This window comes from Leifsonia sp. EB34, assembly GCF_041260585.1.
Lineage (GTDB): Bacteria > Actinomycetota > Actinomycetes > Actinomycetales > Microbacteriaceae > Leifsonia.
Genome location: NZ_JBGCCV010000002.1, coordinates 1,097,621 through 1,124,041 on the forward strand (window position 1 = coordinate 1,097,621; position 26,421 = coordinate 1,124,041).

At 70.2% G+C, this 26,421-nt stretch carries 29 protein-coding genes; 18 read left to right on the forward strand and 11 right to left on the reverse strand.

All coding sequences use genetic code 11. The features are described 5' to 3' along the window. Positions 1-6: 6 nt before the first annotated feature. Positions 7-2,100, reverse strand: a complete 2,094-nt coding sequence (tkt, locus tag ABIA36_RS14720) for a transketolase (RefSeq protein WP_369963255.1) — start codon at positions 2,098-2,100, stop codon at positions 7-9. A gap of 357 nt (positions 2,101-2,457) precedes the next feature. On the opposite strand from tkt, the gene ABIA36_RS14725 reads away from it, so the two are divergent. After that, the gene (locus tag ABIA36_RS14725; RefSeq protein WP_369963256.1) at positions 2,458-3,381 is read left to right on the forward strand and encodes a heme o synthase; all 924 of its coding nucleotides are present in this window, start codon (positions 2,458-2,460) and stop codon (positions 3,379-3,381) included. Positions 3,382-3,430: 49 nt separating this feature from the next. Then, the gene (locus ABIA36_RS14730; protein ID WP_369963257.1) at positions 3,431-3,973 is read left to right on the forward strand and encodes a GNAT family N-acetyltransferase; all 543 of its coding nucleotides are present in this window, start codon (positions 3,431-3,433) and stop codon (positions 3,971-3,973) included. Here the strand turns inward: ABIA36_RS14730 and ABIA36_RS14735 are convergent. Then, positions 3,947-4,888 (reverse strand): heme A synthase, encoded by a 942-nt coding sequence (locus tag ABIA36_RS14735; RefSeq protein WP_369963258.1) that lies wholly within the window; start codon positions 4,886-4,888, stop codon positions 3,947-3,949. The two genes, ABIA36_RS14730 and ABIA36_RS14735, sit on opposite strands and share 27 nt — an antisense overlap. A gap of 325 nt (positions 4,889-5,213) precedes the next feature. Between ABIA36_RS14735 and sufB the strand changes: the two genes are divergently transcribed. The 6 genes from sufB (at position 5,214) to ABIA36_RS14765 (ending at position 11,009) form a co-directional block, all read left to right on the forward strand. Next, positions 5,214-6,632, forward strand: coding sequence for a Fe-S cluster assembly protein SufB (gene sufB / locus ABIA36_RS14740; protein WP_369963259.1), 1,419 nt, complete (start codon positions 5,214-5,216; stop codon positions 6,630-6,632). Position 6,633: 1 nt separating this feature from the next. Further along, positions 6,634-7,821, forward strand: coding sequence for a Fe-S cluster assembly protein SufD (sufD, locus tag ABIA36_RS14745; RefSeq protein WP_369963260.1), 1,188 nt, complete (start codon positions 6,634-6,636; stop codon positions 7,819-7,821). Then, positions 7,821-8,150 (forward strand): non-heme iron oxygenase ferredoxin subunit, encoded by a 330-nt coding sequence (locus ABIA36_RS14750; protein ID WP_369963261.1) that lies wholly within the window; start codon positions 7,821-7,823, stop codon positions 8,148-8,150. Before sufD ends, ABIA36_RS14750 begins: the two co-directional genes overlap by 1 nt. 4 nt (positions 8,151-8,154) lie before the next feature. Next, positions 8,155-8,949, forward strand: coding sequence for a Fe-S cluster assembly ATPase SufC (gene sufC, locus ABIA36_RS14755; protein ID WP_369963263.1), 795 nt, complete (start codon positions 8,155-8,157; stop codon positions 8,947-8,949). A gap of 27 nt (positions 8,950-8,976) precedes the next feature. Further along, positions 8,977-9,306 carry a metal-sulfur cluster assembly factor gene (locus ABIA36_RS14760; protein ID WP_179605846.1) on the forward strand — a complete coding sequence of 110 codons (330 nt, stop codon included), beginning with the start codon at positions 8,977-8,979 and terminating at the stop codon, positions 9,304-9,306. Positions 9,307-9,410: 104 nt separating this feature from the next. Continuing rightward, the gene (locus ABIA36_RS14765; RefSeq protein ID WP_369963265.1) at positions 9,411-11,009 is read left to right on the forward strand and encodes an ABC-F family ATP-binding cassette domain-containing protein; all 1,599 of its coding nucleotides are present in this window, start codon (positions 9,411-9,413) and stop codon (positions 11,007-11,009) included. Positions 11,010-11,023: 14 nt separating this feature from the next. On the opposite strand, the gene ABIA36_RS14770 is transcribed toward ABIA36_RS14765, so the two are convergent. Genes ABIA36_RS14770 through ABIA36_RS14780 form a run of 3 tightly spaced genes read right to left on the reverse strand, consistent with a single transcriptional unit; the run spans position 11,024 to position 12,458 of the window. Continuing rightward, positions 11,024-11,902 (reverse strand): SURF1 family protein, encoded by an 879-nt coding sequence (locus tag ABIA36_RS14770; RefSeq protein WP_369963267.1) that lies wholly within the window; start codon positions 11,900-11,902, stop codon positions 11,024-11,026. Then, positions 11,899-12,117, reverse strand: a complete 219-nt coding sequence (locus ABIA36_RS14775; RefSeq protein WP_369963269.1) for a hypothetical protein — start codon at positions 12,115-12,117, stop codon at positions 11,899-11,901. Before ABIA36_RS14775 ends, ABIA36_RS14770 begins: the two co-directional genes overlap by 4 nt. Beyond that, positions 12,114-12,458 (reverse strand): DUF3099 domain-containing protein, encoded by a 345-nt coding sequence (locus ABIA36_RS14780; RefSeq protein ID WP_369963270.1) that lies wholly within the window; start codon positions 12,456-12,458, stop codon positions 12,114-12,116. Before ABIA36_RS14780 ends, ABIA36_RS14775 begins: the two co-directional genes overlap by 4 nt. A gap of 75 nt (positions 12,459-12,533) precedes the next feature. Between ABIA36_RS14780 and fabG the strand changes: the two genes are divergently transcribed. From fabG to ABIA36_RS14805, 5 genes are all read left to right on the forward strand, one after another. Next, positions 12,534-13,244 (forward strand): 3-oxoacyl-ACP reductase FabG, encoded by a 711-nt coding sequence (gene fabG / locus ABIA36_RS14785; protein ID WP_369963271.1) that lies wholly within the window; start codon positions 12,534-12,536, stop codon positions 13,242-13,244. Between the two features lie 127 nt (positions 13,245-13,371). Next, entirely contained in the window at positions 13,372-13,935 is a 564-nt protein-coding gene (locus ABIA36_RS14790) for a TasA family protein (protein ID WP_369963272.1), read from the forward strand. After that, a complete protein-coding gene (locus ABIA36_RS14795) occupies positions 13,932-14,489 on the forward strand; it encodes a hypothetical protein (protein WP_369963273.1) in 558 nt (185 codons plus the stop codon). The genes ABIA36_RS14790 and ABIA36_RS14795 overlap by 4 nt, the downstream gene beginning before the upstream one ends. Beyond that, complete coding sequence (locus ABIA36_RS14800; RefSeq protein ID WP_369963274.1) at positions 14,486-15,682, forward strand: RCC1 domain-containing protein; 1,197 nt, start codon at positions 14,486-14,488, stop codon at positions 15,680-15,682. The genes ABIA36_RS14795 and ABIA36_RS14800 overlap by 4 nt, the downstream gene beginning before the upstream one ends. After that, positions 15,682-16,275: a hypothetical protein gene (locus tag ABIA36_RS14805; RefSeq protein ID WP_369963276.1), complete on the forward strand. Its 594-nt coding sequence runs from the start codon at positions 15,682-15,684 to the stop codon at positions 16,273-16,275. Before ABIA36_RS14800 ends, ABIA36_RS14805 begins: the two co-directional genes overlap by 1 nt. Here the strand turns inward: ABIA36_RS14805 and serB are convergent. After that, the gene (serB, locus tag ABIA36_RS14810) at positions 16,220-16,903 is read right to left on the reverse strand and encodes a phosphoserine phosphatase SerB (protein WP_369963277.1); all 684 of its coding nucleotides are present in this window, start codon (positions 16,901-16,903) and stop codon (positions 16,220-16,222) included. The two genes, ABIA36_RS14805 and serB, sit on opposite strands and share 56 nt — an antisense overlap. Then, complete coding sequence (locus ABIA36_RS14815; RefSeq protein WP_369963278.1) at positions 16,900-18,144, reverse strand: glucose-1-phosphate adenylyltransferase; 1,245 nt, start codon at positions 18,142-18,144, stop codon at positions 16,900-16,902. Before ABIA36_RS14815 ends, serB begins: the two co-directional genes overlap by 4 nt. A 47-nt stretch (positions 18,145-18,191) precedes the next feature. On the opposite strand from ABIA36_RS14815, the gene glgA reads away from it, so the two are divergent. From glgA to ABIA36_RS14830, 3 genes are all read left to right on the forward strand, one after another. Then, positions 18,192-19,379 carry a glycogen synthase gene (gene glgA, locus ABIA36_RS14820; protein ID WP_369963279.1) on the forward strand — a complete coding sequence of 396 codons (1,188 nt, stop codon included), beginning with the start codon at positions 18,192-18,194 and terminating at the stop codon, positions 19,377-19,379. Between the two features lie 19 nt (positions 19,380-19,398). Beyond that, the gene (locus ABIA36_RS14825; RefSeq protein WP_369963280.1) at positions 19,399-20,199 is read left to right on the forward strand and encodes an ABC transporter ATP-binding protein; all 801 of its coding nucleotides are present in this window, start codon (positions 19,399-19,401) and stop codon (positions 20,197-20,199) included. Positions 20,200-20,330: 131 nt separating this feature from the next. Next, positions 20,331-20,582 (forward strand): type B 50S ribosomal protein L31, encoded by a 252-nt coding sequence (locus ABIA36_RS14830; protein ID WP_090038270.1) that lies wholly within the window; start codon positions 20,331-20,333, stop codon positions 20,580-20,582. A gap of 98 nt (positions 20,583-20,680) precedes the next feature. On the opposite strand, the gene ABIA36_RS14835 is transcribed toward ABIA36_RS14830, so the two are convergent. The 3 genes from ABIA36_RS14835 to treS all read right to left on the reverse strand — a co-directional run bounded on the left by ABIA36_RS14835 (position 20,681) and on the right by treS (position 23,561). Further along, positions 20,681-21,004, reverse strand: coding sequence for a DUF4190 domain-containing protein (locus ABIA36_RS14835; protein ID WP_369963281.1), 324 nt, complete (start codon positions 21,002-21,004; stop codon positions 20,681-20,683). A 71-nt stretch (positions 21,005-21,075) separates the two neighbouring features. Further along, positions 21,076-21,774, reverse strand: a complete 699-nt coding sequence (locus ABIA36_RS14840; RefSeq protein WP_369963282.1) for a 3'-5' exonuclease — start codon at positions 21,772-21,774, stop codon at positions 21,076-21,078. A 77-nt stretch (positions 21,775-21,851) separates the two neighbouring features. After that, a complete protein-coding gene (treS, locus tag ABIA36_RS14845) occupies positions 21,852-23,561 on the reverse strand; it encodes a maltose alpha-D-glucosyltransferase (protein ID WP_369963283.1) in 1,710 nt (569 codons plus the stop codon). A gap of 175 nt (positions 23,562-23,736) precedes the next feature. Here treS and ABIA36_RS14850 point away from each other — a divergent pair, with 175 nt between their 5' ends. Next, positions 23,737-24,714: an alpha/beta fold hydrolase gene (locus ABIA36_RS14850; RefSeq protein ID WP_369963284.1), complete on the forward strand. Its 978-nt coding sequence runs from the start codon at positions 23,737-23,739 to the stop codon at positions 24,712-24,714. Then, positions 24,711-25,826 (forward strand): glycosyltransferase family 4 protein, encoded by a 1,116-nt coding sequence (locus ABIA36_RS14855; protein ID WP_369963285.1) that lies wholly within the window; start codon positions 24,711-24,713, stop codon positions 25,824-25,826. The genes ABIA36_RS14850 and ABIA36_RS14855 overlap by 4 nt, the downstream gene beginning before the upstream one ends. Here the strand turns inward: ABIA36_RS14855 and ABIA36_RS14860 are convergent. Next, positions 25,805-26,404 carry a histidine phosphatase family protein gene (locus ABIA36_RS14860; protein WP_369963286.1) on the reverse strand — a complete coding sequence of 200 codons (600 nt, stop codon included), beginning with the start codon at positions 26,402-26,404 and terminating at the stop codon, positions 25,805-25,807. The genes ABIA36_RS14855 and ABIA36_RS14860 overlap by 22 nt on opposite strands. Positions 26,405-26,421 lie beyond the last annotated feature (17 nt).

Here is a 26,421-nt window from a genome sequence, read left to right on the forward strand (position 1 = left end):
CCGCGCTCAGAGCGACGCGAGCGATTCCTTGGCCGCCGCGACGGCGTGCTCGGTGGTCATGCCGAACTCGCGGAACAGCGTCTTGTAGTCGGCCGAGGCACCGAAGTGCTCGATCGAGACGCTCCGGCCGTGGTCGCCGACGATCTTGTCCCAGGCGAGCGCCAGGCCGGCCTCGATGGAGACGCGGGCCTTCAGGTCGGACGGGAGGACCTTCTCCTGGTAGGCGGCGTCCTGCTCGTGGAACCACTCGAGGCAGGGCGCGGAGACGACGCGGGCGTTGATGCCCTCGCCGCGGAGGACCTCGCGGGCCTCCAGTGCGATCTGCACCTCGGAGCCGGTGGCGATGAACAGCACGTCCGGGGTGCCGCCCGGCGCCTCGGCCAGGATGTACGCGCCCTTGGCGGTGTTCGCGGCCGAGGCGAGCGTGTCGCCCGTGGCCTCGCCGTCGCCGCGCTCGAACACCGGGATGTTCTGGCGGGTCAGCGCGATGCCGGCGGGGCCGCCGCGGCGCTCCAGGATGGTCTTCCACGCGTAGGCGACCTCGTTGGCGTCGCCCGGGCGGACGACGTCGAGGTGCGGGATGGCGCGGAGGGTCGAGAGCTGCTCGATCGGCTGGTGCGTCGGGCCGTCCTCGCCGAGCGCCACGGAGTCGTGCGTCCAGACGAAGATCGACGGCACCTGCATGAGCGCGGCCAGGCGGATCGCCGGGCGCTGGTAGTCGCTGAAGATCAGGAACGTGCCGCCGAACGCCCGGGTCGGGCCGTGCAGCACGATGCCGTTGAGGATCGCGGCCATCGCGTGCTCGCGGATGCCGAAGTGCAGCACCCGGCCGTAGGGGTTGCCCGTCCACTCGTGGGTCGAGTGCTCGGTGGGCACGAACGACGCGGCGCCCTCGATGGTGGTGTTGTTCGACTCGGCGAGGTCGGCCGAGCCGCCCCACAGCTCGGGCATGACGCCCGCGATGGCGTTGATCACCTTGCCGCTGGCGGCGCGGGTCGAGACGTCCTTGCCGGGCTCGAAGACCGGGAGGGCCTCCTCGAGCTCCGCGGGGACCTCGCCGGCGAGCAGCCGGTCGAGGAGCTCCTTGCGCTCCGGGTTGGCGGCGGCCCAGGCGTCGAAGCCCTTCTGCCACTCGGCGTGCTCCTGGGCGCCGCGCTCGACGGCCTTGCGGGTGTGCTCGATGACGTCCTCGGCGACCTCGAAGGTCTGGTCGGGGTCGAAGCCGAGCACCTCCTTGACGGCGCGGAGCTCGTCGGCGCCGAGGGCGGAGCCGTGGATCTTGCCGGTGTTCTGCTTCTTGGGGGACGGCCAGCCGATGATGGTCTTGAGGACGATCAGCGACGGCTTGTCGGTGACGGCCTGCGCGTTGAGGATGGCCTCGTGCAGCTCCTGCACGTCCTCCTTGTAGACGCCGGTCTTCTTCCAGTCGACCACCTGGACGTGCCAGTGGTAGGCCTCGTAGCGCGCCTTGACGTCCTCGGTGAAGGCGATGTCGGTGTCGTCCTCGATCGAGATCTGGTTGGCGTCGTAGATGGCGATCAGGTTGCCGAGCTGCTGGTGACCGGCGAGGCTGGAGGCTTCCGAGCTGATGCCCTCCTCCAGGTCGCCGTCGCTGGCGATCACGTACACGTGGTGGTCGAACGGGCTGGTGCCCTGCTCGGCGTCCGGGTCGAACAGGCCGCGCTCGAAGCGCTGCGCGTAAGCGAAGCCGACCGCGGAGGAGATGCCCTGGCCGAGCGGGCCGGTGGTGATCTCCACGCCCTTGGTGTGGCGGTACTCGGGGTGGCCGGGGGTGAGCGAGCCCCAGGTGCGCAGCGCCTTGAGGTCGTCGAGCTCGAGGCCGTAGCCGCCGAGGTAGAGCTGGATGTACTGGGTGAGCGAGCTGTGGCCGGCGGACAGGACGAAGCGGTCGCGGCCGAGCCAGTGCTCGTCGTGCGGGTCGCGGCGCATCACCTTCTGGAAGAGCAGGTACGCGGCGGGGGCCAGGCTCATCGCGGTGCCGGGATGACCGTTGCCCACCTTCTCCACCGCGTCGGCCGCGAGAACGCGAACCGTGTCTACCGCCTTGTTGTCAATGGGATCCCACTGCAGAGCTGCCACGTGAAAACTGACCCTTCGTAGATGTGGTGAGGGTCGTCGTGAAACCCGCACCGGTTGAGGTAGTGCGCGCCGTGGACGTCATCGGCGCCGGTGGCGCTATTCCGTCACAGTCCTACAAATCGAGGTCCGTGGGAAGGGGCACCGGCTGGCGAGCACCTCCAAGTATAGGTAACACGCACGAAACACGGGGTGTTCCCGCAGGTCCGTGCGCTACCCCTCAGCGTGCAGCCGCGGAAGACTGCGGGACTGCACCGGTGTCGTAGACTGGTCGCGGTCTGTAACAATCCGCACAGTCGCCGGGACACACCGTGAGACCGGCGTCCCGCGGACGCACGAACCCAGTACTACCGAGGAGCAATGGACGTCGCTGTAGAGAGCCGTGTCGAACCGGCGAGCCGCATCGGCGTCGCGCGCAAGGCGAAGGCGTACCTCGCCCTCACCAAGCCGCGCGTGGTCGAGCTGCTGCTGGTCACGACCGTTCCCACGATGATCCTCGCCGCCCACGGCATCCCGAACCTCTGGCTCGTGCTGGCCACCGTGGTCGGCGGCTACATGTCGGCGGGCTCCGCCGGCGCGTTCAACTGCTACATCGATCGCGACATCGACCGTGTGATGCGCCGCACCAAGAGCCGGCCGCTGGTCACCGGCGAGCTGAGCGACCGCGAGGCCCTCGTCTTCGCCTGGGCGCTCGGCATCGCCTCTGTGCTGGTGCTCGGCTTCTTCACGAACTGGCTGGCGGCGGCGCTGTCGGTCGGCGCCATCCTGCTCTACGTCGTCTTCTACACGCTCATCCTCAAGCGCCGCACGGCCCAGAACATCGTCTGGGGCGGCATCGCCGGCTGCATGCCCGTGCTGATCGGCTGGGCGGCGGTCACGGGCTCGCTCGCGTGGCCGCCGGTCATCCTGTTCGGCATCATCTTCCTCTGGACGCCGCCGCACTACTGGCCGCTGTCGATGAAGTACCGGGAGGACTACAAGGAGGCAGGCGTGCCGATGCTCGCCGTCGTCCGCGGCCGCACGGTCGTGGGGCTCCAGGTCATCCTGTACGCGTGGGCCATGGTCGCGTGCTCGCTGCTGCTCATCCCGGTGGCGCACATGGGGCTGCTCTACACGGTGGTCGCGCTGGGCGCGGGCGGCTGGTTCCTGTACGAGTCGCACCGCCTCTACAACCTCGCGATCCGGCACGAGCACGTCTCGCCGATGCGGGTGTTCCACGGCTCCATCGCCTACCTGACGCTCATCTTCCTGGCCGTCGCGATCGACCCGCTGCTCTGGTTCTGACCCCACTTCTGACCCCACGATCCGTGGCCGCGCTGCTACGGTTCTGTGCGTGCAGGCACTGAGGACGGCGCGGCTCGTTCTGGACGCGCCGCGGGAGACCGACATCCCCGCCGTCTACGAGGCCTGCCTGGATCCGGAGATCGCGCGCTGGATCCCGCTGCCGGAGCCGTACACGCGTGAGAGCGCCGAGTTCTTCGTGCACTCGTACGTTCCGCACGGGTTGGCCAGTGGCCGGTTCACGGTGTGGGCGATCCGGGAGGGGGAGACGGCTCCGCTCATCGGCGCCGTCGAGGTCCGGCGCGACGAGGCGGGCGGCGCGGCCTCGCTCGGCTGCTGGCTCACGCCCTCCGCGCGCCGCAGGGGAGTGATGACGGAGGCGCTGACCGCGGTCTGCTCCTTCGCCCTTTCGCCCGACGGTCTGGGCTTCGACCGGCTGTACTGGGAGTACCTGCCGGGCAACGAGGCCAGCAGACGGCTCGCCGACGCGGTCGGCTTCGACTTCTCCGGCGCACGACCGCACACCGCGGACTTCCACGGCGAGCAGCGCGAGGCGCTGACCGGGGTGCTACGCCGCGACGACGTCCGCGGCTGAGCCGGCCCCGACCCGCTCGGGCTCCCGCGGCGCCGTGAGCGACATGACCACGGCGGTCATCACCGCGGCGAGCGTGGCGGCCAGCGTCATGTGGATGCCGACCAGGATGCCGGGCAGACCCGTGTTGGACTGGATCAGCCCGACCGCGATCTGCACGAGCTCCACCGCCAGGAGCAGCAGGGTGAAGCGGCGCACCGGCGTCCCGCGGAGCCGCCAGGCGCCGATCACGAGCACCAGCGTCAGCGCGAAGGTGAGGTAGGCGGGCGTGGCGTGGACGTGCTCGATGAGCTCCGGGTTCAGGCCGGTGCGCGGGGTCTTAGGGTCGCCGGCGTGCGGGCCGGTGCCGGTGGTGACGATGCCGAGGACGATCGTCACACCGACGACCACGCTCGTGATGTAGGCGGTGACCGCGTACCAGCCGGGGACGGCGCGCACCCGCGGGCCGGGGACGGCGTACACCCGCACCAGGAACACGGTCGTCAGCGCGACCAGGACGATGGAGGTGATGAAGTGCAGGCCGACGATCCACCAGCTCAGGCCGGTCAGGACCGTGATCCCGCCGAGGACGGCCTGGAACGGCACGCCGAGGCCCGCGGCGAACGCGAGCCAGAACAGGTCCCGCCGCGTGCGGAGCAGCTTGACCACCATCAGGAACGCGAGGATCGCGAGGATCGCCAGCACTCCGCCGAGCATCCGGTTGCCGAACTCGATGACGCCGTGGATGCCCATCTCCGGCGTGTTCACGATCGAGTCGGCGGTGCACTTCGGCCAGGTCGGGCAGCCCAGTCCGCTGGACGTGAGCCGGACGGCGCCGCCGGTCGTGACGAGCAGGATCTGAGCCGCGAGGTAGAGCCAGCCGACGACCCTGGTGCGCCGGTCGACACGGTCGGGCAGCCACGCGATGATGCGCTTCATAAGTTCCTGGGTCCCTCAGATCTGATCGATACTCGGCCAACGTGCAGGCGCGCCTCTACTATTACCGCTTCGCACCTGTAGAATTGGTGGGTTCGAGAAACGCGCGACCTGCGCGTGCTCGCAGGCGTTTCCTCGCCTGCGGCCGGGGCGCTGCCGCCCCTGTCCTCGATCAGTCTAGGTATGTGCCGCGTCGACACGCAGCACGCACAGCACGCAACGAAGCCACCCGCACAATCAGGACGCTCCCGGCGCACGGCAGACGCACGCCGGGACTGGAATGAGCCGGATTGATATCCGGTTGAGAGTGGTAGGAAACGAGGTAGATATGTCAGACATCCTGATCGACCGTCCGGAACTCGCGAGCCTGGGGCAGTACGAGTTCGGCTGGGCGGACTCCGACGCCGCGGGCGCTTCCGCGCGTCGCGGGCTCGGTCCGGGGGTGGTGAGCGACATCTCCCACCTCAAGAACGAGCCGGAGTGGATGCTGCAGCGCCGTCTCAAGGCCCTCCAGCTCTTCGAGCGCAAGCCGATGCCCACCTGGGGCGCCGACCTGTCGGAGATCGACTTCGACAACATCAAGTACTTCGTCCGCTCCACCGAGAAGCAGGCCCAGAGCTGGGAGGACCTGCCGGAGGACATCCGCAACACCTACGAGAAGCTCGGCATCCCCGAGGCCGAACGTCAGCGCCTCGTCGCCGGCGTCGCCGCGCAGTACGAGTCCGAGGTCGTCTACCACCAGATCCGTGAGGACCTGGAGCAGCAGGGTGTCATCTTCCTCGACACCGACACCGCGCTCCGCGAGCACCCGGAGATCTTCCAGGAGTACTTCGGCACGGTCATCCCGGCCGGCGACAACAAGTTCGCGGCGCTCAACACGGCCGTCTGGTCCGGCGGCTCGTTCGTGTACGTGCCCAAGGGCGTCCACGTCGAGATCCCGCTGCAGGCCTACTTCCGCATCAACACCGAGAACATGGGCCAGTTCGAGCGCACGCTGATCATCGCCGACGAGGGCAGCTACGTGCACTACATCGAGGGCTGCACCGCCCCGATCTACAAGTCCGACTCGCTGCACTCCGCGGTGGTCGAGATCATCGTCAAGAAGAACGCCCGCGTGCGCTACACGACCATCCAGAACTGGTCGAACAACGTCTACAACCTCGTCACCAAGCGCGCCACGGCCGCCGAGGGCGCGACGATGGAGTGGATCGACGGCAACATCGGCTCCAAGGTGACGATGAAGTACCCGTCCATCTACCTGATGGGCGAGCACGCCAAGGGCGAGACGCTCTCCGTCGCCTTCGCGGGCCCCGGCCAGCACCAGGACGCCGGCGCGAAGATGATCCACATGGCGCCGTACACGCAGTCCTCGATCGTCTCCAAGTCGATCGCCCGCGGCGGAGGCCGCGCCGGCTACCGCGGCGAGGTCCGGGTGGACGCCAACGCGCACCACGCCGCCAACACCGTGCGCTGCGACGCCCTGCTGGTCGACTCGATCTCCCGGTCGGACACCTACCCGTCGATCGACATCCGCGTCGACGACGTGCAGCTCGGCCACGAGGCCACGGTCTCCCGCGTGAGCGAGGAGCAGCTCTTCTACCTGATGTCCCGGGGGCTCCCGGAGGACGAGGCCATGGCGATGATCGTCCGCGGCTTCATCGAGCCGATCGCTCGCGAGCTCCCGATGGAATACGCACTCGAACTCAACAAGCTCATCGAGATGGGCATGGAAGGCTCTGTCGGCTGATATGACGACCCCCAGTACACCGACGCAGACCCAGGACACCGCGCCGGCTCCTCGCCACATGCGCGCGCCCAAACCGGTGCAGACCCGCTCCGAGCGGTTCACCTCCACGCAGGTCGCCGACTTCCCCGAGGTCACCGGCCGCGAGGTCATGTGGAAGCACACGCCGGTCGCCCGCCTCGCCGAGCTCATCTCCGGCGAGCTGGACGGCGCGCCGTACGTGTTCGACCTGACGCCCGCCCCCGGCGTGACGGCCTCGTGGATCGCCCGCGACGACGCCCGTGTCGGTGCTGCCGGCATCCCGGAGGACCGCGCCTCGGCGAACGCCTGGACGAACTTCGAGCAGGCGCTGCTCGTGTCCATCACGGGCGACGACGCCAAGGAGGCCACGCTCACGCGCGCCGCCCTCGGCGGCCCCGCCCGCGCGGCGCACACCGTGGTGGAGGTCGCCCCCGGCGCCCACGCCACGCTCATCCTCCAGAACAGCGGTGCGGCGCACCTCACCGAGAACGTCGAGTTCCTGCTCGGCGCGCACGCGAACCTCACGGTCGTCTCGGTGCAGGAGTGGGACGACGACGCGCTGCACGTCGCCGCGCACTTCGCCGAGCTGGCCGAGGGCGCGCGCATCAAGCACGTGGTCGTCACGCTCGGCGGCGGCGTCGTGCGGCTGAACCCGTCGGCGCACCTGGCCGGCGCGCGAGCCGACGCCGAACTCCTCGGCGCCTACTTCGCCGACGCCTCGCAGCACCTCGAGCAGCAGGTCTACGTCCACCACGACGGCCCGGAGACCCGCAGCCGCGTCACCTACAAGGGCGCGCTGCAGGGCGCGGGCGCGCGCACGGTGTGGATCGGCGACGTCCTGATCGGCCCGAAGGCCGTCGGAACCGACACCTACGAGCAGAACCGCAACCTCGTGCTCACCGACGGCGCCCGCGCCGACTCGGTGCCCAACCTCGAGATCGAGACCGGCGACATCGTCGGCGCCGGCCACGCCAGCGCCACGGGACGCTTCGACGACGAGCAGCTCTTCTACCTGCAGTCGCGCGGCATCCCGGAGGACGAGGCGCGTCGCCTGGTCGTCCGCGGCTTCCTGTTCGAGATCGTCCAGCAGATCGGCTCGCCGGCGCTCCAGGAGCGCCTGCAGTCCGCCATCGAGGACGAGCTCGCGGTCTCTGTCACGGCGGCGAGCTGATGGCGGCCTCCCGCGTCGCCTCGGCGGCCGAGCTGGTCGAGAACCAGGCGACCCGCGTGGTCGTCGACGGCGTCCCGATCGCGGTCGTCAAAGACTCCGCCGGCGACATCCACGCCATCGGCGACACCTGCACGCACGGCGAGATCTCCCTCGCCGAGGGCTTCATCGAGGGCGAGACGCTGGAGTGCTGGGCGCACGGCTCCCAGTTCTCGCTCATCACCGGCAAGCCCCTCAACCTCCCGGCCTACGAGCCGGTCCCCGTCTTCCAGGTCGAGGTCATCGACGGAGACGTCTACATCGACCCGAACGTCACGAAAGAGATTCAGTAAGCACATGTCAGTCCTCGAGATCCGCGACCTGCACGTCACCGTCGAGACGGACCAGGGCACCAAGCCCATCCTGAACGGTGTCGACCTGACCATCAACGAGGGTGAGATCCACGCCATCATGGGCCCCAACGGCTCGGGCAAGTCCACCCTCGCCTACACGATCGCCGGGCACCCGAAGTACACGGTCACCCAGGGCACCATCACGCTCGACGGCGAGGACGTCCTCGCGATGACCGTCGACGAGCGCGCCCGCGCCGGCCTCTTCCTCGCCATGCAGTACCCGGTCGAGATCCCCGGTGTGACCAACACCAACTTCCTCCGCACCGCCAAGACCGCCATCGACGGCCAGGCTCCCGCCATCCGCACGTGGGTGAAGGACGTCCGCGAGACGATGGGCCAGCTCCGGATGGACTCCTCGTTCGCCGAGCGCAACGTCAACGAGGGCTTCTCGGGCGGCGAGAAGAAGCGCAACGAGATCCTCCAGCTCGAGCTCCTCAAGCCGAAGTTCGCGGTGCTGGACGAGACCGACTCCGGCCTCGACGTCGACGCGCTCAAGGTCGTGTCGGAGGGCGTGAACCGCACCAAGGCCAACACCGGGCTCGGCATCCTGCTGATCACGCACTACACGCGCATCCTCCGCTACATCAAGCCGGATTTCGTGCACGTGTTCGTCGCGGGCAAGATCGCGGAGCAGGGCGGCCCCGAGCTGGCCGACCGTCTGGAGGAGGAGGGTTACGACCGCTTCGTCGACGCCCCCGAGTCCGCGTCCGCCGCGGCGGCCGAGCTGGCCGAGGCCTGAGCGACGGCCCGGAGGTAGAATCCGATCATGCCCGCCACCCTGAGCCCCGCCCTCTTCGACCAGGTCGAAGAGGCGCTCAAGAACGTCATGGACCCCGAACTCGGGATCAATGTCGTCGACCTGGGCCTCATCTACGACCTGGCCTGGGATGAGGAGAACAACGCTCTCATCATCTCGATGACGCTCACGAGCGCCGGCTGCCCGCTCACCGACGTGCTCGAGGAGCAGACCGCCGAGAGCCTCGACGGCATCGTCGAAGCCTTCCGCATCAACTGGGTGTGGATGCCGCCGTGGGGTCCCGAGCGGATCACCGACGACGGCCGCGACATGATGCGCGCCCTCGGCTTCGCCATTTAGCTTTCCCCCCTTCGCCATCCGTTCCGGAGTTGTGCGCGCCTCGCCTCGGCGTGTCGCGTGCAGAACTCCGGAGCGGATGGCTTCTGAACGTTAGGAACACCGCTTTGCTCGCCGTGCACGATCTGGAACTCCGAGTGGGTGCGCGCCTGCTGATGGAGGGCGTCAGCTTCCGCGTGGCCGACGGCGACAAGATCGGGCTCGTCGGGCGCAACGGCGCGGGCAAGACCACGCTGACCAAGGTGCTCGCCGGCGACCTCCTGCCGACGGCGGGCAAGGTCGACCGTTCCGGCGAGCTCGGCTACCTGCCGCAGGATCCGCGCTCGGGCAACCTGGACGACCTCGCCCGCACCCGCATCCTGGACGCCCGGGGCCTCGGCTCGATCGTCCTCGGGATGCAGAAGGCCACGCACGACATGGCGAGCGACGACGCGGAGGTGTCCGCCGCCGCCATGAAGAAGTACGGCCGGCTGGAGGAGCAGTTCCACATGCACGGCGGGTACGCCGCCGAGGCGGAGGCGGCCTCCATCGCCTCCAACCTGAACCTGCCCGACCGCATCCTCGACCAGCCGCTGAAGACCCTCTCGGGAGGTCAGCGCCGCCGCATCGAGCTGGCGCGCATCCTGTTCTCCGACGCGCGCACGATGATCCTGGACGAGCCGACCAACCACCTCGACGCCGACTCGGTCGTCTGGCTGCGCGACTTCCTCAAGAACTACTCCGGCGGCTTCATCGTCATCTCGCACGACGTGGAGCTCGTCGGCGAGACCGTCAACCGGGTGTTCTACCTGGACGCCAACCGCCAGGTCATCGACATCTACAACATGGGCTGGAAGAACTACCAGCGCCAGCGCGCCGCCGACGAGGAGCGTCGCAAGAAGGAGCGCGCCAACGCCGAGAAGAAGGCGTCGGCCCTCCAGCTCCAGGCCGCGAAGTTCGGCGCCAAGGCGACCAAGGCCGCGGCCGCGCACCAGATGGTCGCGCGCGCCGAGAAGCTGCTCGCTGGCCTCGACGACGTGCGCCAGGCCGACCGCGTGGCCAAGCTGCGCTTCCCGACGCCGGCCGCGTGCGGCAGGACGCCGCTGGCGGCCTCGGACCTGTCCAAGAGCTACGGCTCGCTGGAGATCTTCACGGCGGTGGACCTCGCGATCGACCGCGGCTCGAAGGTCGTCGTGCTCGGGCTGAACGGCGCGGGCAAGACCACCCTGCTACGGATGCTCGCGGGTGTCGACCAGCCGGACACCGGCATGGTGGAGCCCGGCCACGGCCTCCGGATCGGCTACTACGCGCAGGAGCACGAGACGATCGATGTCGAGCGCTCCGTGCTGCAGAACATGGTGTCGTCGTCGCCGAACCTGACCGAGACCGAGGCCCGCAAGGTGCTCGGCTCGTTCCTGTTCACCGGCGACGACGCGCACAAGCCGGCCGGCGTGCTCTCCGGCGGCGAGAAGACCCGGCTCGCGCTGGCGATGATCGTGGTCTCCGGCGCGAACGTGCTGCTGCTGGACGAGCCGACCAACAACCTCGACCCGGCCAGCCGCGAGGAGATCCTCGACGCGCTCGCGCACTACGAGGGCGCTGTCGTGCTGGTCAGCCACGACGAGGGCGCCGTGGAAGCGCTGAACCCGGAGCGGGTGCTCATCCTCCCGGACGGCGTCGAGGACCACTGGAACCGCGACTACCTCGACCTGATCTCGCTCGCGTAGCCGCCCTAGCCGCTCTAGCGGGCGTCGAGGAGTTCGTCCTCGACATCGGCGTCGGTGCGCTTCTGGGCGCGGCGCCGCGCGCGCTCGGCGGCACGGGCCCGCTCGGCGGGGTCGTGCTCGTTGCGCTTGCGGTACTCCGTCCGCAGGGCGTAGCCCAGGCCGAAGAAGCCGATCAGCGCGAAGATGATCCACTGGATCATGTACGACCAGTGCAGGCCTTCGTCCTGGGTCGGCGGGTCGGTCACGGTCGGCGTCGGCGCGCTCGCGGGGCTCGGCTTCTGCGACGCGAGCAGCCCGTAGGCGCCGGTGTAGACATCCGCGCCGCCCAGCTTCTGCTTGACCACCGAGAGCTGGATCGTCCCCACCTGCATGCCGACGCCGGTGCGCCCCTGGATGGCCGGCTCGCTGGCCTTGAGCCGGGCGATCACCGTCACGGTGCCGGAGGGCGCGGGCGGCACGTGGTCGGGGGCGTCGGTGTTGTTGCCGGTCGGCACCCAGCCGCGGTCCACGATGAAGAGCGACCCGTCGGCGGTGCGCAGCGGGGTGAGCACCTCGAACCCGGGGCTGCCGTTGAACGGGCGGTTCCGCGCGAGGATCTCCTTGTCCTTTTCGTAGGTGCCGGTCACGGTGACGCGCTTCCACTCCTGCCTAGGGGAGTAGGCGGTGAGCGACGGCAGCTCCTGGTCGAGCGGGATCGGGTGCGAGTAGAAGTTGGCGGAGATGAGCGCGTTGGCGGCCGCGGCCTCCTTGCTGCGCGCGAGCTGCCAATTGGACAGGAACCCGCAGGCGATGGCGAAGACGATCGCGAACGCCAGGTAGCTGAACCAGCGGCGGGAGAACGCGAAGCTCCAACCGACGGGCGTCTGCTCCGGCGTCGGCTCGTCGGCGGTCACGCGCTCGTCCTTTCGACGGGGACGACCGCCACGGGGAACTCGCGCGCCGCGAGGAACTCGCGCAGGTAGTCCACGTGCTCGCCGCACGCCAGCCACACCTTCACCCGGTCGGCGGTGTGGATGCGCGGGTTGCGCCACTCGATCCGCCACGACGCCGTCTCCCGGCAGCCGGCGCGGGAGCAGGTGAGCGGCTCTGGCTCGCCCAGTCCGATCACTCGTCCTCCTCGTGGGCATTCGCGTGCGGGCCGTCCGCGGGGTCCGCGCCGGTGTCCGCTCGGCGTCCTCCGGGCGGAGGGGCCATCGGAAGGATATTGCCCGGACGCTGTGCTTCCGCTTCATGCGGCTCGGCGCCGACATTGGCGATGACCACGGCGAAATACGGCAGGAAGACCGCGCCGATCAGCGGGATCGCGCCCCACGGCCAGCCGACGACGACCGCGACGAAGAGGCAGACGATGCGGACCCCCATGGCGATGGAGTACTTGATCATCCGCCGCTTGCGCTCTTCGTCCGGCGAGAGCGGGAGATTGGTGATGGACGGGCGTGGCTGCTTCATGTGCGTTGACTCCAGCGTACGTCCATAAACTGGTACGGGCTCGCTCCGGGCCGAATCGTCGAAAGGATCGTCTGCATGACCACGCCGCGCACTGTGCTCGTCACCGGAGGGAACCGGGGGATCGGCTACGCGATCGCCGAGGAGTTCCTCGCTCAGGGCCACCGGGTGGCGGTGACGGCGCGCTCGGGCGAGGGCCCGGCCGGCGCGCTCACGGTCCGCGCCGACGTCACCGACGCGGCCTCCGTCGACGCCGCGTTCATCCAGGTGGAGGCCGAGCTCGGCCCGGTCGAGGTCGTCGTGGCGAACGCGGGCATCACCAAGGACACCCTGCTCATGCGCATGAGCGACGAGGAGTTCGACACGGTCGTGGAGACCAACCTCGGCGGCGCCTTCCGCGTGGTCAAGCGTGCCTCCAAGGGGATGCTGAAGGCGCGCTGGGGCCGGATCGTGCTCATCTCGAGCGTCGTGGGCCTGTACGGTTCCGCAGGCCAGGTCAACTACGCGGCCAGCAAGGCCGGCCTCGTCGGCATGGCGCGCTCCATCACGCGCGAGCTCGGCGCCCGCGGCATCACGGCCAACGTGGTCGCCCCGGGCTTCATCGAGACCGACATGACCGCCGCCCTCCCGGAGGCGCAGCAGGCCGAGTACAAGAAGAACATCCCGGCCGGCCGCTTCGCCTCGCCGAACGAGGTGGCGCGCGTGGTCGCGTGGGTCGCGGGCGACGACGCGGGCTACGTGTCCGGCGCGGTCATCCCGGTCGACGGCGGCCTCGGGATGGGGCACTGAGCGAGCCCGCACGGGTGGAGCGCGGGTGAATTACCTGCATATCGCATAGAAATGTGAGGTTTCGCGGGAGTAGGTTGCCTCCTGTCCACCGACGACGGCGGACGACGGCAACGATCCGGAGGTCCCGATGGCTCTCACACTCACGCCCCGCACCAAGCTCCTCGCGGCGATGGGCATCGTGCTCAGCGCTGCGATCGGCATGACGCTCGCCGCGTTCACGGACTCGGGGAACGTGCAGACCACGTTCACCTCCGGGTCCCTCGACCTGAAGTTCGACGCGGCCCAGGACGGCAACCCCACGAACTACCTGGTGGACTTCAGCTCGGGCTTCGACAACCTGGCGCCGGGCGCCACCGTCGACCGCGACCTCCAGGTCTACAACTCGGGCACCATCAACGCGGACGTCGCCCTCGCGGTCCCGCAGATCACGAACAGCGCGGGGACCCCGGCGTCCGCGCTCCAGGACGACCTGGACGTGGTGATCACGGACACGACCGTCCCGGCGTCGCCCGTGACGCTGTACACCGGGCCGCTCAGCGGCGCGACCTTCAGCACGCTCGACATCGCCTCGGGCGGCTCGGCCAACGGGCGCACCCTGCACTTCGCGGTGACCCTCGATCCGGCCGCGACGACGGATGTCGCCGGGCAGACCATCACGGTCGTGCTGCCCTTCACGGCCACCCAGGCGTGATCGACTCCGCGGCCGTGCGGGCCGCCATCGTGACCGATCCTCCCGGCGCGTCCTGGACGGGCCTGAAGCCGGGGGACAGCGTCACGACGACCCTGACGGTGACGAACACGTTCGGCTATCCCGTGGAGCTCAGCGGGGTGGTGAGCAGGCAGGGCGCCCTGACCGTGGGCGCCCATCCGCTCCAGGTGGGCTTCGAGATCCTCGGGAGCGCGGACGCGGAAGGGGGCACGACCGGCGCGTGCCCCCTCCGCGCCGACGCACTCCCGGCGAACACGCACGCGCGCGTCGTCGTCGACGTGTCCTTCCCCGCGGCCGCGGGCAACGAGTACCAGAACGCGTCGGGGCAGGCGTCCCTGTTCCTCACTGCCACCCAGATCAGGCCGGAGGAGTGCAGCGGGACGGCAGCCGCGCCGCCGACCGGCGGCGGCCCGGGCGGTCTGGCGGACACGGGTCTCGACCTGTCGCCGGCGCTGCTGGTCGTCCTCTGCGTCGCGCTGGGCGGCTGGGCGCTCCGCGCGGCCGGACGGCGCCGCCGGGAGAGGACGGCGCCATGAGCGCGGCACGCTCCGCCCGGCGCGTCATCGCGCTGGCGTCCGGAATCCTCGCCGCCGCCGCCCTCCTCGCCGTGGCGCCGGGGCAGGTCGCACGTGCGGTCTTCAGCACGCCGGCGGGAGTGCAGACCTCGTTCGCGAGCACCGCTGCCGTCCCGCTCGACTTCGCGGGCGTCGACGCGGGGGACGACTACTCCCTCGGCTGGACGGCCGACGGCCGGCTCTACGCGTGGGGCGCGAACGACCGGGGCCAGCTCGGGGTCGGCGACACCACGTCGCGGTCGATCCCCACCCTGGTGGCCTTCCCGTTCGGGGTGGCGGTGGCCGAGGCGTCGGCGGGCATCAACATGTCGATCGCGGTCACGACGACCGGCGACGTGTACACCTGGGGCAACAGCGATGTCACGACCGGAGTGACCCGGCCGGGCCTCGTCCCGAGCCTGTCCGGCCTCGGCGTGGTGGGTGTCTCGGCGGGAGGCTACTTCTTCCTCGCCTGGACCTCGGACGGGCGGCTCTACTCCTGGGGCAACTCGGGGGGAGGACGGCTGGGCCGAGCCGCGCCGCCGGACATGTACACCCCGGGCCTCGTGACGGCGCAGGGGCTCAACACGCGGTCCGTGACCAGCGCGTCCGCCGGCCGCTTCTTCGGAATCGCGTCCGTCGACGGCGGGGCGGCCGTCGTCGGGTTCGGGAGTCTGTACGGCGCGACCGGCGGGGTGACGTTCAGCGGGCTCCCGTCCGACTCGCCGGTCAGCGGGCTGACCGCGGGCAACGCCTTCGTGTTCGCCTGGACGGGCGACGGCCGGCTCTACTCCGGGGCGTCCACGTCGACGCTGACGCAGGAGACGACGCTCGCGGGGACCGACGTCGTCGGCGCGGTCGTCAGTGTCCCGTCGACCGGAGCGAGCTCCTTCTACGCCTGGGACGCTCAGCACACCCTGTACGCCTGGGGTCTCAACGCCTCCGGGCAGCTCGGGCTCGGCGACACCGCCGACCGGGCGTCGCCGACCGCGGTGACCCTCCCGCCCGGGGTCACGCTGCTCACCGTCGCCGCCGGCAACGCGCACGCCCTGCAGGTCGCGACGGGCGGCGAGTTCTCCGCAGCCGGGTCGAACACGTCGGGGCAGCTCGGCACCGACGACACGGCGTCGCGGACGTCCTTCAGCACCCCGGTGCTCATCGTGCGGTGGCCGTAGTGGGCGAACGGGCGCCGGCGCTGAGCCGTCCCGCCGGCATCGTGCTGAACGTGGCGGCGGTGCTCGGCCTGCTCTGCGTCGCCGTGGCCGCCGTCGCGATCCTCACCGGGATGCGCGTCATCATCTTCTCCACCGGGTCGATGGCGCCGACGACCCCCGCCGGCTCGCTCGCCGTCACGCTGCCGATCGCCGCGCGCGACATCGCGGTGGGCGACGTGATCAGCGCGCCGCGCGCCGGGGACGGCGCACTGGTCACGCATCGCGTGGTGTCGATCGACCACGAGAAAGGGCTGTGGCTCGTCTCGCTGCGCGGCGACGCCAACAAGGCGTCCGACGCCACCCCCTACGACGTCACGGAGGGCGCTCAGCGGCTCGTCTGGTCCGTTCCGGGGGTGGGCGCGGCGATCAGCCAGGTGCGCTCGCCCTGGATCCTGGTGGCGGTGCTCGCCCTGCTCGCGCTGATCGCGATCCCGACCCGGCGGCGGGCGCACCGACACAGGGCGACCCGCGGGGAGGCCGCGGCGCAGCGCTCGGCCGTCAGCCCCGCAGTCCCAGCAGCGGCAGCACCTGAGCCAGGTCCTGCCGGTCGATGACCAGGTCGGCCTCCTCGCGCACGCGCGGCTTGGCGTTGAACGCGACGGACAGCCCGGCCTCCGCCATCATCCGCAGGTCGTTCGCACCGTCGCCGATCGCGACCGTCTGACGCAGGTGCACGCCGGACTCCGCGGCCCAGAACAGCAGGGCCTGCGCCTTCGCGGCGGCGTCGACCACGGGGCCGTCGACCTCGCCGGTCAGCACGCCGTCGGCCACCGCGAGCCGGTTGGCGCGCCAGTGGTCCAGGCCCAGCCGTTCGCCGAGCGGGTCGAGCAGCTCGTGGAAGCCGCCGGAGACGACGCCCACCTCGCCGCCCGCCGCCTGCACGCCGGCGATCAGCTCCGGCACGCCGTCGGTGACGCGGATGCGCTCCCCGACGCGCTCGAACACCGACACCGGGAGGCCCTCCAGCGTGCGGACGCGCTCGCGCAGGCTCTCCTCGAAGTCCAGCTCGCCGCGCATGGCGCGCTCGGTGATCTCGGCGACCTCGGTGCGCGAGCCGGCCTCCTCGGCGAGCAGCTCGACCACCTCGTCATGGATCAGGGTGGAGTCGGCGTCGAGGACGACGAGGAAGCGGGCGCCCCGCTCGGAGGGACGGACGCCGTCGTGTTGATGTCCTGGCGTCATGGGACGACGTGCACTCCCTTGCCGACGACGGTGATGCCCGACTCGGTGACCGTGAAGCCGCGCGCCCGGTCGCGCTCGGGGTCCACGCCGATGCGCGCGCCCTCCGCCACGACCACGTCCTTGTCGAGGATGGCCCGGCCGACGAACGCGTTCGGCTCGATCAGGGCGCGGTCGAACACGACCGAGTCGATCACCTTGGCGCCGGAGGCGACGGTGGCCCACGGACCGAGCACGCTGCGCTCCAGGTGCGCTCCGGAGATGACCGAGCCCAGCGAGACGATCGAGTCGATCGTCGTTCCGAGCGCCCCGCGGCCGTCGCGGACGATCTTGGCGGGCGGCGAGTTGAGCACCTGGCTGAAGATCGGCCACTCCGCGTTGTAGAGATTGAACACCGGCAGCGCCGAGATGAGGTCCTGGTGGGCCTCGAAGAACGAGTCGATCGTCCCGACGTCGCGCCAGTAGTAGCGGTCGCGGTCGGTCGATCCCGGAACGTCGTTGTTGTTGAAGTCGTACACGGCGGCCTCACCGCGCGTGACGAAGTCCGGGATGATGTCCCCGCCCATGTCGTGGTTGGAGTCGGGGCGGTCCCCGTCGCGGACGACCGCGTCGATCAGGGCATCGGCGTCGAAGACGTAGTTGCCCATCGAGGCGAGCACCTCGTCGGGGGAGTCCGGCAGGCCCACCGGGTCCTTCGGCTTCTCGCGGAACGCCGCGATGCGGTCGGGCCGTGCCGCGTCCACCTCGATGACGCCGAACTGGTCGGCGAGCGCGATCGGCTGGCGGATGGCGGCGACGGTCGCCGGCGCGCCGGAGTCGATGTGCGCTTGCAGCATCTGGTTGAAGTCCATGCGGTACACGTGGTCGGCGCCGACGACGACGACGATGTCGGGCCGCTCGTCGCGCAGCAGGTTGAGGCTCTGCAGGATGGCGTCGGCCGAGCCGGAGAACCAGCGCTTGCCGAGCCGCTGCTGGGCCGGCACGGACGCGATGTAGGAGTTGAGCATGCCGTCCAGCCGCCAGGTCTGCGACACGTGGCGGTCGAGGCTGTGCGACTTGTACTGCGTGAGCACGACGATCTGGCGGAGCTGGGAGTTGATCAGGTTCGACAGCGCGAAGTCGATGAGCCGGTACTGTCCGCCGAACGGCACCGCGGGCTTCGCACGGTCGGCGGTCAACGGCATCAGCCGTTTCCCTTCGCCGCCTGCGAGCACGATGCCGAAGATCTTCTTGCCTGCTGCCATAGGCACCACAGTAGAGGCAACCGGGGGGCTGTACTAGCGTTCTCGTCATGCGCGTTGATCTTCTCACCAAGGAGTACCCGCCGGACATCTACGGCGGCGCCGGGGTGCACGTGACCGAGCTGGTCCGCGCGCTGAGGACCGACACGGAGGTGCTGGTCCGCTGCTTCGGCGAGCCGAGGGACGCGGCGGACACGTTCGCGTACCGCGTGCCGGCGGAGCTCGCGTCGGCCAACGGCTCCATCGCGACGCTCGGCGTCGACCTGCAGATGGCGCAGGACTGCGGGGGAGCGGACGTCGTCCACTCGCACACCTGGTACGCCAACGCGGCCGGCCACCTGGCCAAGCTGCTGCACGGCGTGCCGCACGTCGTCACCGCGCACAGCCTGGAGCCGCTGCGGCCGTGGAAGGCCGAGCAGCTCGGCGGCGGCTACCGGGTCTCGAGCTGGATCGAGAAGACCGCGTTCGAGGCGGCCGACATGGTCATCGCGGTGAGCGACGGCATGCGCCGCGACATCCTCGCCTCCTACCCGGCGCTGGACCGGCAGAAGGTCACCGTCGTCTACAACGGCATCGACCTGGAGCGCTGGACGCCGCTGCACGACGACGAGAAGGCGCGTGCGCTCGGCATCGACCCGGATCGGCCCGCGGTCATCTTCGTGGGGCGGATCACGCGGCAGAAGGGCCTGCCGTATCTGCTGCGCGCGGCCCGGCTGCTGCCGCCGGAGGTGCAGATCATCCTCTGCGCGGGCGCGCCGGACACCCCGGAGATCCTCGCCGAGGTGACCGGGCTCGTGGAGGGGCTGCAGGCCGAGCGCGACGGCGTCGTGTGGATCGACCGGCTGCTGCCGAACGACGAGCTGCGCGCCGCGCTCACGGCCTCCACCGTCTTCGTCTGCCCGTCGATCTACGAGCCGCTCGGGATCGTCAACCTGGAGGCGATGGCGTGCGGGCTCCCGGTCGTCGGGACCGCCACCGGCGGCATCCCGGAGGTCATCGTCGACGGCGTGACCGGCCGGCTGGTGCCGATCCAGCAGCTCCTGGACGGCACGGGGACCCCGACCGACCCGGAGACGTTCGTGCGCGACCTCGCGGCGGCGCTGACGGAGGTCGTCTCCGACCCTGAGCGCGCGGCGCAGATGGGCGCCGCCGGCCGGAAGCGCGCCGAGACCGAGTTCAGCTGGACGGCGATCGCGGAGCAGACCCGCGCGATCTACCGGTCCGTGACCTCCGCCTGACGCCGGTAGGCTAGAACGCATGGCAGGCAGTGTTCTCCGTCTTCACGACGTGTCCGTAGTCCGGGACGGCAACCCCGTCCTCCAGAACGTCGACTGGACGGTGGAGCCGGACGAGCGCTGGGTCATCCTCGGCCCGAACGGCGCAGGCAAGACCACGATGCTGCAGGTCGCCGCCGCCGCCATCCACCCGTCGTCGGGCGAGGCCGTCGTGCTCGGCGAGACCGTCGGCCACAGCGACCTGTCCGAGCTGCGCCCGCTGCTCGGCTTCGCGTCGACCGCGCTGGCCCGGCGCATCCCGCGCACCGAGCGCGTGCTCGACGTGGTGATGACCGCGGCGTACGCCGTGACGGGCCGGTGGAACGAGCTCTACGAGGAGATCGACGAGCGCCGCGCGCGCCGCGTGCTCTCCGAGTGGCACCTCGACCACCTCGCCGAGCGCACCTTCGGCAGCCTGAGCGACGGTGAGCAGAAGCGCGTGCAGATCGCCCGCTCGGTCATGACCGATCCGGAGATCCTGCTGCTGGACGAGCCCGCAGCGAGTCTCGACCTCGGCGGCCGCGAAGAGCTCGTGCAGCTCCTCGGCGGCTACGCCAGCGACGCGAAGTCCCCGGCGATCGTGATGGTCACCCACCACGTCGAGGAGATCCCGCTCGGCTTCAACCGCGCGCTCCTGCTGAAGGACGGCCGGGTCACCGCGCACGGCCCGATCGGCGAGGTGCTCACCAGCGAGTCGCTCAGCGAGACCTTCGGCGTCGACGTGGAGCTCACCGAGACCGACGGCCGTTTCACCGCCCGGGCGCGTCAGGCGACGAGCGCCTGACGCATCTGCTAAACTCGATAGCTGGTTCCCCGCACGATTCCGTCGTGCACGTGCGGACCGAAAAGCTTTCCGTCATCGCGCTGACGCGCGCGGGCACGACCGACAAATCACTACGCAACAAGGAAGTCCTCATGAAGACTGGCATCCACCCCGACTACGCCCCCGTGGTTTTCCGCGACCTGGCCTCGGGTGCGACCTTCCTGACCCGCTCCACCGTGAGCAGCGACAAGACCATCGAGTGGGAGGACGGCAACACCTACCCGGTCATCGACGTCGAGATCTCCTCGGAGTCGCACCCGTTCTACACGGGCAAGCAGCGCATCCTCGACTCGGCCGGCCGCGTCGAGAAGTTCAACACGCGCTACAAGAACTTCGGCAAGTAAGCCGCGTCGAAAGACCCCGCTCCTGGAGGGCGGGGTCTTTTCGCGTGCCACGAGAAGGGCCCCCGTCGTGGACGGGGGCCCTTCGCTGTTTCGTGCGCTCAGTAGTTTCGGTAGCCGTGCGAGGCCGCGATGCCGACGCCGATGAGGACCAGGACGAAGACCAGGATGCCGATCGCCACCTCGACGAAGCCGATGATGACGGCCGCGAGGGCGAGGCCGCGGCCCTGCTCGCCGGTGCGCTTGATCTGGGAGAGGGCGACGAAGCCCAGGATGATGCCGACGACGCTCACGAAGAACGCGAGGATGAAGGCCACGATCGACATCGTGTTGTAGCCGGGCGCCTGCGGCTGCTGGTAGGCCCCGTACTGCGGGGGCTGGGGCTGCTGCGGCGGGAGGGGCTGCGGATTCTCGGAGTCACTCATAGCCGAAACATTAGCGGCCTCGCCGGGCGTGCAGCAGACCCCAAACCGCGGGATAACGCCTGAGGTCGGCCTCAGGCCTGCCAGGCGTGCACCGGCCACGCCCCCGATGCCGTGAACTCCGGGTCGCGGACGCGGCGCATGTACTCCTGGAAGTCGGCCGCCTGCTCGCGGCACCAGTCCACCTGCTTGCTGTGCAGCTCGGCCGCGGCCATCGCGAGCTCCTCGACGTGGCGCTGGGCCAGCGCCTGGGCGAGCCGGCCGGCGGCGATCGCGTCGGCGGCCGCGTCGTGGGCGGCGAGCAGTTCTATGCCGTAATGGGTGGCAGTGACGGTCAGCGTGCGCTTGCCGGGCCGGTAGCGGTCTACCGCCCGGTCGATCACGAGCGGGTCGATGACGGGACCGGGGGCGTGCAGCGGCTCGACGCCGTGTCGTCGGGCCTCGCGGTCGAGCAGCGTGAAGTCGTAAGGCGCGTTGTAGGCGACGACGGGGATGCCGCGGTCGAACAGCCTGCGGAGCTGGTCGACGATCGCCTCCACACCGGCGCCGGCGTCCATGCCCTTCTCGCGGGCGAGCTCGGTGGTGATTCCGTGCACGGCAGTCGCCTCCGCCGGGATGTCCACCTCCGGGTCGAGCAGCCAGTAGCGGCCGTGCTTGACCTCGCCGTCCGCCCCGAGCAGCCCGACGTGGGCGGTGACGATCCGCGCCGTTTCGACATCCACGCCCGTGGTCTCCAGATCGAAGACGCCGAGTTCGTGATGCCAGTTGCTCATGCAGCCAGCGTAGGAAGGACCTCCGTCACCGGAGGGAACACACGCCGAGGGGCGTCAACCTTCCTCGGCGGGGACGGCTACGCGCGACGCGGCTCGACGTGCAGCCAGTAGAAGTTCTGCGTGCCGAGGGTCAGGGTGAAGCGGCCGTCCTCGGCCACCGTCGGGAACTCCGCGCCGCCGAACAGGTCGTACAGCGCGCTGCCGGCGAACTCCGGCGCCTCCAGCGTCACCGACACCGGGTTGTGCGCGAACGAGAACACGCACAGCACGTCCTCCGGCTGGTCGCCGAAGTGCGTCCCGCTGCCCGCGTAGCTGCGCACGAACGCGAGCACCGACTCGTGGTCGGTCGGGAGGACGCGCATGTCGCCGAGCCCGAACACCGGGTGCGCCTTGCGCACGTGGATGACGTTGCGGATCCAGTGCAGGAGCGAGCGCGACTGGGCGAGCTGCGCCTCCACGTTCACCTGGTTGTAGTGGTAGACGAGCGACTGCACGACGGGGAGGAAGAGCTTGCCGGGGTCGGCGGTGGAGAAGCCGGCGTTGCGGTCAGGGGTCCACTGCATCGGGGTGCGCGAGCTGTCGCGATCGGGCAGCCAGATGTTGTCGCCCATCCCGATCTCGTCGCCGTAGTAGAGGAACGGGCTGCCCTCCAGCGAGAACAGCAGCGCGTGGGCGAGCTCCAGCTCGGCGCGCGAGTTGTCGAGCAGCGGCGCCAGCCGTCGCCGGATGCCGATGTTGGCGCGCATCCGCGGGTCGTAGGCGTACCAGCCGTACATCGCCTGGCGGTACTCCTCGCTGACCATCTCCAGCGTGAGCTCGTCGTGGTTGCGGAGGAACACCCCCCACGCCGAGCCCTCCGGCACGTCCGTCGTCTCGGACAGCACCCGGATGAGCTCGGACGCCTGCTGGCTGCGGAGCGCGTAGAAGATGCGCGGCATCACCGGGAAGTCGAACGCCATGTGGCATTCCGGCTCGTCCTCGGAGCCGAAGAACGCGGCGACCTCGCGGGGCCACTGGTTCGCCTCCGCGATCATCATCCGGCCCGGGTACTCGCGGTCGACCATCACGCGGAGCTTCTTGATGAACTCGTGCGTGGGCGGCTCACCCTCGCCGTTGCCCTCGTCCGACTCGTACAGGTAGGGGATGGCGTCCAGCCGGAAGCCGTCGACGCCGAGGTCGAGCCAGAACCGGACGACGTCGAACATCGCGTCGTGGACGGCCGGGTTCTCGAAGTTGAGGTCGGGCTGGTGCGAGAAGAACCGGTGGAAGTAGAACTGCCTGCGTGCCTCGTCGAAGGCCCAGTTGGAGTCCTCGGTGTCGACGAAGATGATCCGGATGTCCGGCCATTTGTCGTCGGTGTCGTTCCACACGTAGAAGTCGCCGTACGGACCCTCCGGGTCGCTGCGCGACTGCTGGAACCACTCGTGCTGGTCGGAGGTGTGGTTCATCGGCAGGTCGATGATGATGCGCATGTTGCGCTCGTGCGCCTTGGTGACCAGGTCGCGGAACTCCTCGATCGTGCCGAACTCGGGCAGGATCGCCTTGAAGTCGGACACGTCGTAGCCGCCGTCGCGGAGCGGGGACTGGAAGAACGGCGGCAGCCAGAGGGCGTCGACGCCCAGCCACTGCAGGTAGTCGAGCTTGGAGGTCAGGCCGCCGATGTCACCCGAACCGTCGCCGTTGCTGTCCACGAACGATCGCACCATCACCTCGTAGAACACGGCACGGCGATACCACTGCGGATCGAGGGCGAGCCCGGGCAGCGTGATGGGCGCGGTGAAACTCACGGTTCTCCTTCTCGAACGGCCACGCCGTCGGGGCAGCGAGTTCGGGGGTCGTGCACGGTGGGGTCATGCAAGCGATTACATCCAGAGAAGTCTAGGACCTGCGGGCGGTGGGCTGTCCAGTCTTCGGGCCGTATTCACCGGGTTCCGGTGGGGACCCGGCTTAGACTGGGCGGCGATGACCTCTTCGACACGGTACGCCGCCTCCTCGTACCGCGACGCCGCCTCTCCGTACGCCGAGGCCCTGGGCCGCGTCCCCGTGCGCCGCGCCGAGCTCCCGCTGTTGGGCGGCCTGACGCGCTACTGGGAGTACGGCGACGCCGACGCGGACACCACGCTCGTGCTCGTGCACGGCTTCCGCGGCGACCACCACGGCCTCGAGCCCGTGGTAGCGCAGCTCGGCGGCGGACTGCGGCTCATCTCGCCCGACCTCCCCGGCTTCGGCGAGTCCACGCCGCTCACGGAGCGGGACCACGACATCGCCGGCTACTCGGACTGGCTGCGGGCGTTCGTCGCCGGGCTCGGCCTGACCGGGAGGGTCGTGCTGCTCGGGCACTCGTTCGGGTCGATCGTCGTCGCGGCGACGCTCGCCGGGGGCAACGATGGGGACGGTGGCGCGGGGGAGCGACCCGACGCGGTCGTGCTCGTCAACCCGATCGGCCAGCCCGCGCTCGCGGGGCCCCGCGGCGTCCTCACCCGGCTCGCGATCTTCTACTACTGGCTCGCGGCGGCGCTGCCCGAGCGGCTGGGCTTCGCCCTGCTGCGCAACCGGGTCATCGTGCGCGTGATGAGCATCGCGATGGCGAAGACCCGCGACCGTTCGCTGCGGGCGTGGATCCACGGCCAGCACGACAGCTACTTCTCCGCGTTCAGCGACCGGCGGGTGGTGCTGCAGGCGTTCCGTGCCTCCGTCGCGCACGACGTCAGCGAGTATGCGGCGCGGGTGCCGGAGCCGACGCTGCTGGTGGCCGCCGTGGACGATGACATCACGCCGATCGTCGCCGAGCGCCGGCTGCGCGGTCTGTTCCCGGACGCGCGGCTGGTGGAGATCGCGGACGTCGGCCACCTCATCCACTACGAGAAGCCGGTCGACGCCACCCAGGCGATCCAGGAGTTCCTCGCGACGGGCGGCACGGAACCGGGAGGCCGCGCGTGAGGATCGTCTTCGACTGCCGCTACACCCGCATCGGCCGGCACGACGGCATCAGCCGGTTCACGGCCGGACTGGTGGGCGCGCTGGCCCAGCGGCACGCCGTCACCATGCTGATCAGCGACCACCGCCAGCTCGAGCTGCTGCCCGACCTCCCGTGGGAGCTCGCCTCCGCGCCGACCTCCGCGCTGGAGCCGCTGGTCGCCCGTCGGGTCAACAAGCTGAAGCCCGACGTGGTGTTCACGCCCATGCAGACGATGGGGAGCTTCGGGCGGCGCTACCGGCTGATCCTCACGGTGCACGACCTGATCTACTACCGGCACCCGACGCCGCCGCGGGACCTGCCCGGGTTCGTGCGGGTGCTCTGGCGGCTGTACCACCTGGGCTGGTGGCCGCAGCGGCTGCTGCTCAACCGGTCGGACGCGGTCGTGACCGTGTCGGAGACGACCAAGGACCTGATCGCCGAGCACCATTTGACCAAGCGTCCCGTCTACGTCGTGCCGAACGCCGCGGACATGCCGGCCCTGCCGGAGGAGCGCCTGGCGCGCACCGCCCCGGAGGCGAAGGTGCTCGTCTACATGGGCTCGTTCATGCCGTACAAGAACGTGGACACGCTCGTGCGCGCGGCGGCGCAGCTCCCGGACTACCAGCTCCACCTGATGAGCCGGGTCACCCCGGCCGAGCGCGAGCGGCTCGCCGCCCTGGCCCCCGGGGCGCGGCTGGTGTTCCACGACGGCGCGACGGACGAGGACTACGCCGAGACGCTCGCGCGGGCGACGGCGCTCGTCACCGCATCGCGCGACGAGGGCTTCGGCATCCCGCTGGTGGAGTCGATGACGCTCGCGACGCCGGTGGTGGTCAGCGACATCCCGATCTTCCGCGAGATCGGCGGCGAGGCCGCGCTGTACTTCCCGGCCGACGACGCCGACGCGCTCGGCGCCCGGGTGCGGCACCTGGAGCAGCCGGGAGTCTGGGCGCAGCGGTCCGCCGCGTCGCGGCGCGAGGCCGCCCGGTTCACCTGGTCGGCGTCGGCCGACCACCTGGTGACGGTGCTGACCGCGACGGCGGCGAAGGCGCCCCGGCGGGCGGGGCGGGTTCAGAGAACCGACGCCGTGTAGAGGTCGTGGTCCTCCGGACCGAGGTTGAACCGGTCGAGGGTCAGCCGGCCGTCGTCGTAGCGGAAGCGGTGCACCGAGCCGTTCGGGATGACCTCGCCTGGGCCGGGGAGGGCATGGTCCGTCACGTGCCGGACTAGCGAGCCGATCACGCCGCCGTGGCTGACCACGATCAGGTTTTGGCCCGGATGCGCGTCGCCCAGTTCGAGCAGGGCCGGGAGCGCGCGCTCGACGACCTCCTCGCGGGACTCGCGTCCGGGGACGGGCGTGTCCTCCGGCCAGCGCTCCAGGATCTCGGCGCCGGTCAGCCCTTCCGCCTCGCCGTACTGCCGCTCGGCCACGGCCGGCAGCGTCCGCGGCTCGCCGAGCCCCAGGTGACCGCTGATGATCCGCGCCGTGTCGAGCGCGCGGCTGAGCGGGCTGGCGTAGACGGCGTCGAACCGGCCTCCCGCCAGCGCCCGGCCTGTCGCGTCGGCCTGCGCCCGTCCCGTGCCATTGAGCGGGATGTCGCTGGAGCCCTGGATGCGCTTGGCCAGGTTCCAGTCCGTCTGGCCGTGCCGAACGAGGGAGATGAAGGTCACACGCGTCCTTTCGTCAC